The sequence below is a fragment of the Ammoniphilus soli genome (assembly GCF_040813775.1).
In genome coordinates, this window is the sequence record NZ_JBEGDL010000071.1 from 1 (window position 1) to 11,082 (window position 11,082).

An 11,082-nucleotide genomic window follows, 5' to 3' on the forward strand; every position below is an offset into this window, starting at 1 on the left:
TTCATCGTTCTGGATTGCCACTTTGTTGTTTATCGGGGCTTAGTCTAAAACATTACTTTCATTTGAAGTAGCCTCCATATTCACTATGGAACTACTCCTTTTTAGGAACAAGGAGTAGAGTGGTTTATATCATTTTTTAGATACTGGTCCATTCTAAATGATTTGAAATAATTATTGTATGAATTATTTTGTTCTTAGGAAAATTGTTATCTAAAGCAATGTATGATAGCGAATAAAAAATGGCATAAAAATTGCAAATACATTTAAATAGTAGTTTAAAAGTTTTGAAACAGGGAGGGATCGTTTTACTAACATATTTGGATAGCGCTTACTGTAGTATGTGTTCTACCCGAAAAATGTATCTTTTGTAAGGATACATAAAGTCCATGAGGTAAGAAGGAGGTTTCTATTTTGAGAGGATTTTTCAAAAGAAAAGTATCGATCGGGATGATTGTAACCTTTATGTTTTTAAGCTTTTTTAGTGGTTACATACCGAAGGCTACGGCAAACGATGAATTAGCGCCGCCTACCCATGAATTTGGCGGAGAAAAAGAGTATATGGTAGAAATGTCGGATGGTATTAAATTGAAGACTTATGTGGCGTTTCCTGAAGGAGAGGGCCCCTGGCCTGTTCTTATGACAAGGAATCCTTATAGTAACAGTACTGCACGTGAGAGAGATAAAGCTAAAGTATTTGCAAAATATGGCTACGCAGCTGTTGTTCAGGAAGCTCGAGGAACTGGTGGATCAGAGGGAAAGTGGGTTCCATTTGAAAATGAAAGAAAAGATGGAATTGATACGTTACAATGGCTTTCAAAACAATCATGGAATAATGGGAAGATTGGAACCCATGGTAACTCTTACTTAGGTTTTACCCAATGGGTTATTGCTGATCAACCGGAAGTAACCACGATGTTTATAACGGTATTTGGTACTGAACGATATAAACAAATGTACAATAATGGCATGTTTCGTCCTGATATATATACCAGTTGGACGATGGGCAACGCAGGTGTGCCTCCATTGTCTGGAAAAACCTATGAGGATGCTTTAATGGTTAGGCCACAGGTAAATATGGATCAAGAGATCTTTGGGGTGGAGCTTCCATGGTATCGAGACTGGGTCACCAATGTAAGTCCGGAAGCCCCTTTTTGGCAATCCGGGCTATGGGCGGAATTGGGGAAGATGCCCAGCAAAGTGAATGTTCCTGTTTTCTTCGTGGGAGGATGGTATGACCACCATTTTGAAGGAATGCTCTATGCGTGGAATAATTTATCTAAATCGGTTAAGGATCAAAGTAGATTTGTTATCGGTCCATGGAATCATGTACAAGTGTCAGCTGGTCAACTAGAATATCCAAACGGTGCAATCAATCAATTAAAAGCTCAGTTAGAGTGGTTTAATCATCACTTAAAGGACGAGCCTTACAATTACTCTACTGGCAATATCGAATCTTACGTGATAGGTGAAGGGGTATGGAAGAATTGGAAACAGAATGGAACCGCACCCCAAAAACTTTATTTAACTGGACAAGGTGGATTGGATCATCATCCTCCTGCTAAAGAAAATACAATCAGCTATCAATACGATCCAGATCATCCGGTTCTAACGAACGGAGCGGAATCTGTACTAGGTGGTATGTTCACGTTGGCCGGTCCAAGGTTACAAGAGGCACCAGGGTACAGAGATGACGTTATTACATTTGTATCAGAACCATTAAAGGAAGATTTGCGCCTTTCAGGAAGGATAAAAGCGAACTTGTATGTTGCTTCAGATGCGGAGGACACATCTTTCACGGTCAAAGTGAGTGAGGTTTTTCCTGATGGAAAGGCATATAACATTCGTAACGGGATTACGAGTTTAGCCTATCGTAATGGTGCGACCACTCCGCAAACGTATAAGCCGGGTGAAGTGATTGACGTAAACATTGAAACCTGGCCCATTACCTGGACGATTAAAAAAGGATCTAGAATACGAGTAGATATTTCCTCATCGAACTTCCCTGAGTACATGCCTCATTCCAATTATGCTGGAATTTGGGGATTGCAAGGCCAGTTGAAAGTTGCTAAACAAACGCTATCAACCGGTGGGAAACATCATTCTTACATCGAAATACCATCCATAAAGAAATAATCAGATTGATAAGAGGCTGACCAAAATAAGGAGTGAGGCATGGGTCCTTATGGTTCAGCCCTCTCTTTTATCAGGATGGTTTTAGAGTAGATGTTATTCTAATTTATTAGAATAACAAACTTTTCTTTTCTAAAAAGTTAGAAATGCTTTATAAGGCGGATCTATAGTAAAAATGGTAGTATTATTTAAAAAACTGATTGGATTCACGCAATATTTTCTAATATTTTAGAATCAAAACTGAAAACGCTTCGATTTGAGTGGTTTTATCTTTGGCATAGATTTTGCAAATTTAGTTGGTAAAAATAAGCGCTTTATAGAGGAGGGACAAATAGAGATAGAGTGTAGGATTTTTTGGTGAGCTTTGGTTATCCAGAAAAAATAACAACAAGTTTATGGAGGTGCAGTCATTAATGTTGGCCTTATTTGGTTTTTTAACTGTTGCCGTCTTTCTATTTTTAATTATGACCAAACGTCTGTCGGTCATAGCTGCTTTAATCCTTGTACCCGTTGCCTTTGCCTTAATGGGTGGGTTTGGCCCGGAAATGGGCAAAATGATGTTGGAGGGGATTCAGAAGGTTGCGCCTACAGGAATTATGGTAGGATTTGCTGTTCTATACTTTGGATTGATGATAGACGCCGGTCTATTTGATCCCATCATTTCTCGTATCATTCGTTTAGTAAAGGGAGATCCCGTAAAGGTTGTTATAGGTACAGCGATTTTAACCATGATCGTGGCTTTAGACGGGGATGGAGCTTCTACATTCATGATTACCATTTCTGCTATGCTTCCTATTTATAAAAAACTAGGAATGAGTCCTCTGGTCTTGTCAGGAACTGTGGCATTGGGTGCCGGTGTCATGAATATTGCTCCATGGGGAGGTCCTACAGCTAGGGCAATGACTACGCTGAATGTGGAATCCGCTCAATTATTTAACCCGATTATTCCTGCAATGATCGCTGGGGTTGTATGGGTATTATTTGCCTCTTACTTATTGGGAAAAAAAGAACAGAAAAGGCTAGGAATCATTAATCTTCAAGAGCATCAGCATGAATCTTTTGCAGAATTAGCGGCTACTTTAGCTCCAGCAGAAGCGAAGCGTCCTCAACTTTTTTGGTTTAACGCTATCTTAACTGTAGTTCTTATCATAGCTCTGATTGAATCTTGGTTACCATTGCCTATCCTCTTTATGATAGCGTTCGCAATCGCATTGTTAGTAAATTACCCAAAACTACAAGATCAACAGGAACGTTTATCTAGTCATGCGAGCAATGTCGTCATGGTCTCTACGATGATTTTTGCAGCGGGAATTTTCACAGGAATTCTTACCGGAACAAAAATGATTGATGCCATGGCAACCAGTGCGGTTTCATTCATTCCTGAATGGCTTGCGGCTCATTTGCCCATCTTAGTGGCCCTTGTTAGCATGCCTCTTAGTTTAGTGTTTACCCCCGACGCTTTTTATTTTGGGGTGCTTCCGATTATAAGCCAGACAGCAACGAGCTTTGGCATTGATCCTGTTGAGGTGGGCCGGGCGGCCATTTTAGGCCAAATGACGACGGGTTTCCCTTTAAGTCCATTAACCGCCTCTACTTTTATCCTAGTTGGTATGTCCGGAGTAGGGTTAGGGGAACATCAGCGTTTTATTTTCAAATGGGCATTCGGCACCACCTTGGTTATGACCGTTGTTGCTGTGTTAACAGGCGCGATTTCGCTTTAATTTTTGTTGGAGTTTAAAAACGGGGTAGTGTTTCGAGCGCCGCCCCTTGTCTTTTCTGCAAATCCAGATATAGATTCTATTAGAATAGGGGCAGCTTTATGTTATTATATAAGTTGACTCATCTTTCGGAGCAAATCAATAACCGGCGAGAAGCCATGTATGAGCTCGTTGAAAAAAGAGGATTAACGGATCAGTCAGTCATTCAAGCGAGTCAAGATATGGACGGATTAATCGTTGAATTCCAGAAGATAGTAGCCTACCTTAGGCAACAAGGTGATCAAATGCATACAAGTAGTTAAAGAAAGTTTTGATCGCCTTTTTTAAATTTTTTATCGTACATATGGTCAGTATGGGGCACTTTCTAATCAGGAAAAGGTGCCATTTTTATTTTTTAAAGATATAGGTATTTAGTATTTCTAAAAAACGAGAAATGAGTTTACAATGGAAAAAAGCTTTGATGAAGAAAAGGAGAAGAAAGGAACAGGACATATGAATCATCCATTTCTACAAGAGTTTAGAGAAGACCTTTCTTTCGAGCAACAGTTGGAATGGTTGCATGCCATTATTTATTCGATCCATGATGGAGTCTTAGTCATCGATAACCAAGGGATTGTCAGACTGATCAATCCTGAATATACAAGGATTACGGGAGTAGCGCCCGAGCGAATTTTGGGAAGACCTCTACGCGAAGTAAGACCTAGTTCTGTGCTGGTCGATACCTTGCGGGATGGACAGACGAGAGTCGGTATCTATAGAAAAGAAGGGGACCATGAGTATGTAGTGGATATGGCTCCGATTAGGGTGCGCAATCAGATTATAGGAGCCGTATCCGTTTGCAAAGGACTTACAGAAGTCCATACGCTTTCTCAGGAACTTAACCGACATAAAGAAAAGTTAAAACAATGGGAAAGAACGGTAGGCTCCTTATATCATGCCAGCTATTCTTTTGACCAGATTATTGGGTCCCGGGGCGGTTTAAAAGAAGTCGTTCATATGGCGAAGAAAGCAGCCGATTCCACTCTTCCTATTCTGATTATGGGGGAGAGCGGAACGGGGAAGGAGCTTTTTGCCCAAGCGATTCACAACGAGAGTCCGCGTTCGGACCGCCCTTTTGTCCCTGTCAATTGTGCAGCTATCCCTTCGGCATTGATCGAAAGCGAGCTTTTCGGCTATGGAGAGGGTTCGTTTACCAATGCGAAAAAAGGCGGGAAAATGGGACTGTTTGAAATTGCGGATACCGGAACCATTTTCCTCGATGAAATCGGAGAATTATCCTATGATTTGCAAGCGAAGCTACTTCGCGTCTTACAAGAGGGAACCATACGAAAAGTAGGGGAAACAAAAGAAAAGAAAATCGATGTCCGTGTCATTGCTGCAACGAATAAAGATCTTCAACACCTGGTGGAAAAGAATCTTTTCCGTGAGGATCTTTACTACCGACTAAATGTTTTGACCCTATACCTGCCGCCACTTCGTGAACGAAAGGAAGATATTCCCGAATTAGTCGACTTTACGGTGCGATCCGCTAATAAGCATATTTCATCTGAACAACCGCCCCTTCATTATTTGGTGAATAATCAAACGCTAGCCTTACTTCGAGAATATGATTGGCCAGGTAATGTGCGCGAGCTAAAGAATGCGGTGGATCACGCGATCTGTATGGCAGAAGAATGGGAGATCCTTCCCCACCATTTACCGAAAACGATTTTAAAATCAATAGGATTAACTGATCCTATTCCAACGGAGCCAAACCGGACATTAAAGGAAGTTGTGGAAGAAGCAGAGCGGCAATGGATTACAGAAACGTTAAAACGGTACGGGGACGATCTGGATGAAAAAAGAAAGGCAGCGGAGGAACTCGGCGTTTCTTTAGCTACCCTCTATAATAAAATGAAAAAGTATCAAATGTCCTGATCCCGAAATTCTAAAACCTTAGAATAAAGGATGATTCCTTCTAAAGACTTAGAATATACTTCAACTCTTAGGATTTAAGCGAATGTAATGAAAGACATAGTAGGAACTCGCTGTCATTTTTTCTAATATTTTATAAAGTTATATAGAAAACGCTTAACCAAAGCGTTTATTTTTTTGGCATAAAACTTGCTTATTATAAGGTAAAGGATTACATGACTACATCGTGAGGTGAACAGGATGATTCGTATTGGATCAGGAACGGGATTTTCGGGAGATCGACTAGAGCCTGCTGTCATATTAGCGGAAAAAGGGAATCTGGATTATCTCGTGTTGGAATGTTTAGCGGAACGAACCATTGCCTTGGCACAAAAGAGAAAACGACACAATGCCAATCACGGCTATGATCCATTGTTGGAAAAAAGAATGGACCTTCTATTGCCGGTGATCAAAGAAAAGGGGATTCGACTGATTACCAATATGGGTGCGGCTAATCCGATTGCGGCTGCAGAAAAAATGGTAGAGCTTGCCCATAAAATGGGACTTTCGATTAAGGTTGCCGCTGTCACAGGGGATGATGTATTCGAACATATCCACCCTGAACAACGTACGTTGGAAACCGGGGAACCCCTATCGGTCTATGGTTCTCTAATTTCCGCCAATGCTTACATGGGCGTGGAGGCTATCCTTCCGGCATTAGAAAGCGGAGCCGATATCATTGTGACAGGAAGAGTAGCTGACCCCTCCTTATTTGTTGCTCCGATGGTACACCACTTCGGCTGGTCTCTCGATGATTTGGACCGGCTGGCGCAAGGAACGGTGATTGGCCATCTTTTGGAATGTGGCGGTCAAATAACAGGGGGCTACTTTGCGGATCCTGGAAAGAAAGAAGTACCCGATTTTGCAAATTTAGGCTATCCGTTTGTGGATGTCCATTCAGATGGAACCGCCATCATCGGCAAAGTGGACGGAACGGGTGGAGTGATCAATTTAATGACAGCGAAAGAGCAACTCCTTTATGAAGTAACGAATCCGGCTGAGTATATGACGCCGGATATTGCCGCAGATTTTACTCAGGTCCATCTGCAAGAAGTCGCTCCTTACCGTGTTGAGGTGACAGGCGGTCGAGGAAAATATATCCCTTCCACCTTAAAGGTGAGTGTGGGTTATGATGCCGGCTTTATCGGAGAAGGGGAGATCTCTTATGCGGGAGCCAATGCTCTGGCGAGAGCGCAATTGGCGGGGGAAGTTATTCGGACACGGTTAAAGGAAAAATTCTCTGAACTTCGTGTGGATTATATTGGCCAAACATCCGTTCATCGAACTTCCTTCAATGGATATTCCGAACCTTATGAAATTCGTCTGCGTGTGGCGGGCAGAGCTTCTACGATGGAGGAAGCAAAACTCATAGGGGAAGAAGTGGAGGCCTTGTATACATCCGGGCCTGCAGGGGGAGGCGGAGCCCGGAAATATGTGTATGAAGTGATCGGTATTGTCTCGGTATTCATTCCAAGAGAAAAGGTAAAATCTGAGGTCAGTATTCGGGAGGTAAAGGATGAAAAAGAAATTATATCATCTGGCTCATAGTCGTGCAGGGGACAAGGGGAATACGTTGATTCTCTCTCTAATTCCTTATAACGAACAAGATTACGACATGTTGTGTGAGAAGGTAACCTCAGAAGAGGTGAAAAAGCATCTGAAGGACATTGTAGCGGGAGAGATTATTCGTTATGAAGTCCCTAATATATCTGCCTTGCAGTTTGTATGCCAACAAGCGTTGCTGGGTGGAGTGACTACATCTTTAAGTATGGATACCCATGGGAAAAGCTTGAGCTATGCTCTTTTGGAGATGGAAATTGAAGTTTAGCGTCAGAAATAGGACAGGAATAAATATCTTTACTCCTGTCCTCCCTAGAAAAAAACAATAAGAAGTTAGATAAGATATCTCTTATTTTCTTATTATGGAGGAGTTTTAGATGTATTTTATTATATATTGTCAAACAGAGGAAAGAATTTATCAAGATATCGATGAGGTAGCAACCTGCCTTGTCCAAGGATGGAAACTATATGGTTATACTGATAGCGAAAAACAAGCTTACTTCTTACTGAACGAATGCCAGAATTGTTAGCGGTGGGAGAGAGGTGAAAGTTCTCTTGTGCTAAACAGAAATTTCAAACACTGCTATTTCTGCTTCGTAAGATAGGCGGGAAAATGGAGTGGTTGATACTCCCATTCTTTTGATATTAGTAGGATTAAGTTTTCATACTCTCACTAACGGAAGTATACATGAGATACTTCCGTTTTTTTTGTTTTTTTCCATTACAAATTTTAAAGAATTAGTTGCTTATATTTTTCCGTGTTAACATATTACTAAGGAAAATGTGCTTTATTAAATATAATATAATCTATTCTATTCTTTGTGCTGAAAGCGTATTATCTAGTTTTTTAACACTAATAGAAACTAAACATATAATTTACATTATACATGTTCATAGTCTTTAAAACTATGATATACTCATCATATAATATGGAAAAGTGATAGATTTTAGGGGTGATTTTAGCCTCTTAAACTCAGCATATAAGTCAAAGGATGTGCTATATGATCTTGATCGATTATTTAACCTATTTAAATAAGAAAGGGTTGTCTCGCCATACGGTTGTTTCCTATCTGAATGACCTCCACCAATTTTTTGATGCCACCGGTATTCAGGGAGAGGATTATGTAACGGAAACGGATATCCGGAAGTGGGTGGCTGATATGATGAGACCATCGGAAGGGAAGCCGCTCGCTGTTTCCACGATCAACCGTCGGTTGAACGCTTTACGCAGCTTTTACACCTGGGCCCGAAAGAATAAAAAATTTCAGCATAACCCGATGGAGGGGATCGAGGATCTAAAGTCGGCCGATGAAGATCATGAAACGATCATGTGGCTAACCGAGGAGGAATTTGAGGACCTACTCATTCGTATGAGAAAGACACCGGTGAACAGCCGGGGGGTCGATCCAGAAGAGAAATATCGCCGGGATCGGGCAGTGGTGTATGTATTGACTTATGCCGGGCTTCGGGTGGAGGAGTTGTCTAACCTGAAATTGACAGACCTAGATCTCGAGCTAAAGCGGATCCGGGTTTTGGGGAAGGGGAACAAAGTGCGCACCATTCCCATTTCGAATACGCTTCTTCAAGAGCTTGAGGATTGGTTGAAGTTCCGCTCGGAAATAGCCAACAAAAAGGAACATGTCGCGGATTCTCCCTATGTTTTCTATAGCCAGCGGTCCCCACAGTTTTCGATCCGGGGGATTCAAACGATGATCGAATCATACAGCACATCCAAGAGGAAATTAACTCCTCATCAATTTCGGCATACGTTCTGCAAGTGGATGCTCAAGGCAACAGGGAATGATATCGAAAAGGTGAGGCGGTTAGCAGGGCACAGTAATATTGCAACGACTTCTCGGTATTTGAAGGATAGTTATCAAGATTTAGCTGATGCAGTTGACTCATTACCCAGTTTCTAATGATATGATTTCTGCCGAATGGGGTTAAAATTAAGATTCTCTTCCTTATTACTGTTCCAAAAAGTTATTGCCGATAAGGAATCTAAAGGTTAGTAATAAAACGGGGTGAATCAAAACACCTCTTGCTGTGCCCCCTCCACCATTTTGTAACCATTTTTTCACTTGTGTAAAAGCTTGATTTGAAGGAATGGTTTGGTCGCTTCTTCAATTTTCGTGCTGTCCTTTGAACCGCTTCCCATGTCTCGGCAAACGATCCATTTCAGAGTTGACAATAGAAAGAACATAGAGAATACCTAAAGTACCGCTAATGATTACTAGCAGTTTGGGCCAATAGCCTTTCGTGGTCGTTGGATGGGAAGTAGAAAAGAGAATCAACCCTAAAATGATCACAAACAGTGCTGCATAGTACACTTGTACCAGGAATAATTCCTTTAATTTGTTCCACCATTGGCTTCAAAGAGATATGTTGTTTTATATCACCTTGTAATTTTTTGGTATTATTGTTTAACCTTTTACAACCAAAAATAAAAATGTTAAAATTCATCTAGTTGATGTTACAAATGTTTTTCGTGTTAAACGAAATGAAATAAAATTTACGCCCATTACAATAGGGGAGAGAGTTTATGGAAAGTCCAATACAGAAATTACAAAACAAAATATCAGAATTGACAGAAACGCAACGGAGAGTAGCTGACTATATCATAAAGCATCCTATGGATGTAGCCTTTTTGACCGTAGATCAGTTGGCCGGGCTGGTGGGTACTAGTACGACAACCATCATGAGATTAAGCTTTAGCCTGGGGTATTCTGGTTACACGGAGTTTCAAAAAGGCCTTCAGGAACTTTTACGCAATCGGGCAGCCCCTCAAACGAGATTAGAGGCTAATCTGAAAAATTTAAATGAAAGTGATCTATGGATTCGCTGTGCAGAAAATCAAATCAATAATATCCAATCCACTGTGGAAATGATTTCGACAGAGACATTAAATGATACGTTGAACATGATTGTTTCTGCGAATCGAATTTATTGTACAAGCGTAAGAAGCGGATTGCCGGTCGCACAATACTTAACGCATGGACTGAATCGTTTATTAGGCAACTGTGATTTGATTATTGCGGATCAAGCCGATTGGATTGACGAAGTTATTGGTCTTACTTCATCAGATGTGATTATCGCTATTAGTTTTCCAAGGTATGCTAGGAGAGTAATTGATTTTGTTACAAAAGCTAAAGAAAACGATGCCAGAGTAATAGGGATAACTGACAGTTATTCTTCTCCTTTGGTCCCATTTTCAGACGTGTTTTTACCATGTAGCTCTAGCAGTATTTCGTTCCACAATTCCACGATTGCATCGATGTTTGTGGCCGATTATATTATTAGTGCTGTAGCCATAAACTATCCTGACAGAACGAAGCATCGCTTGGATAAAATCAATACCATTCTTACAGAAATAGAATATCACCATAATAATTAAGTAATATGGGTGATGGAAATGAAGCGTTCGATATTTATTCGAATTCTTCATTTTCATCACTTTTTTTTTGTAAATATCCCTGTAATTCATTCTTCATAGTTGAAATAAAGGTTTACTTCTACAATTTTCAATGTTAATATATCGTTAATAAAGTAATAAATATTACAGAACATATTTAGGTAGTAATAAATACTACTTAATTGAAATCAAGTTAAAGGGGTGTATAGAAATGACGAACTCGAATTTACCAACACTTTTATCTCGAGAGATTATTGAAAGAGCAAAGCGTCTCAACACGACGCTTCTGACCGATGCTTTGGGATGTAC

Annotated in this window: 9 protein-coding genes; 8 read left to right on the top strand and 1 reads right to left on the bottom strand. The window is 40.6% G+C overall.

Features of this window, described 5'->3' with window-relative positions; all coding sequences use genetic code 11:
• The first annotated feature begins 411 nt into the window (after window positions 1-411).
• The 7 genes from ABLT31_RS37510 to ABLT31_RS37540 all read left to right on the top strand — a co-directional run bounded on the left by ABLT31_RS37510 (window position 412) and on the right by ABLT31_RS37540 (window position 9,280).
• The gene (locus tag ABLT31_RS37510; protein WP_367760827.1) at window positions 412-2,133 is read left to right on the top strand and encodes a CocE/NonD family hydrolase; all 1,722 of its coding nucleotides are present in this window, start codon (window positions 412-414) and stop codon (window positions 2,131-2,133) included.
• A gap of 410 nt (window positions 2,134-2,543) precedes the next feature.
• Complete coding sequence (locus ABLT31_RS37515) at window positions 2,544-3,851, top strand: CitMHS family transporter (protein ID WP_367760828.1); 1,308 nt, start codon at window positions 2,544-2,546, stop codon at window positions 3,849-3,851.
• 98 nt (window positions 3,852-3,949) lie between these two features.
• Window positions 3,950-4,150, top strand: coding sequence for an aspartyl-phosphate phosphatase Spo0E family protein (locus tag ABLT31_RS37520; RefSeq protein WP_367760829.1), 201 nt, complete (start codon window positions 3,950-3,952; stop codon window positions 4,148-4,150).
• A gap of 142 nt (window positions 4,151-4,292) precedes the next feature.
• Window positions 4,293-5,765, top strand: coding sequence for a sigma-54 interaction domain-containing protein (locus ABLT31_RS37525; RefSeq protein WP_367760830.1), 1,473 nt, complete (start codon window positions 4,293-4,295; stop codon window positions 5,763-5,765).
• A gap of 237 nt (window positions 5,766-6,002) precedes the next feature.
• Window positions 6,003-7,349 (top strand): acyclic terpene utilization AtuA family protein, encoded by a 1,347-nt coding sequence (locus tag ABLT31_RS37530; RefSeq protein WP_367760831.1) that lies wholly within the window; start codon window positions 6,003-6,005, stop codon window positions 7,347-7,349.
• Complete coding sequence (locus ABLT31_RS37535; RefSeq protein ID WP_367760832.1) at window positions 7,318-7,629, top strand: AtuA-related protein; 312 nt, start codon at window positions 7,318-7,320, stop codon at window positions 7,627-7,629. The genes ABLT31_RS37530 and ABLT31_RS37535 overlap by 32 nt, the downstream gene beginning before the upstream one ends.
• A 733-nt stretch (window positions 7,630-8,362) precedes the next feature.
• On the top strand, window positions 8,363-9,280 hold the full coding sequence (locus ABLT31_RS37540) for a tyrosine-type recombinase/integrase (protein ID WP_462976593.1): 918 nt from the start codon (window positions 8,363-8,365) through the stop codon (window positions 9,278-9,280).
• A gap of 204 nt (window positions 9,281-9,484) precedes the next feature.
• Here ABLT31_RS37540 and ABLT31_RS37545 read toward each other — a convergent pair whose 3' ends face one another.
• The gene (locus tag ABLT31_RS37545; protein WP_367760833.1) at window positions 9,485-9,691 is read right to left on the bottom strand and encodes a hypothetical protein; all 207 of its coding nucleotides are present in this window, start codon (window positions 9,689-9,691) and stop codon (window positions 9,485-9,487) included.
• 212 nt (window positions 9,692-9,903) lie between these two features.
• On the opposite strand from ABLT31_RS37545, the gene ABLT31_RS37550 reads away from it, so the two are divergent.
• Window positions 9,904-10,755: a MurR/RpiR family transcriptional regulator gene (locus ABLT31_RS37550; RefSeq protein WP_367760834.1), complete on the top strand. Its 852-nt coding sequence runs from the start codon at window positions 9,904-9,906 to the stop codon at window positions 10,753-10,755.
• The last annotated feature ends 327 nt before the right edge of the window (window positions 10,756-11,082 follow it).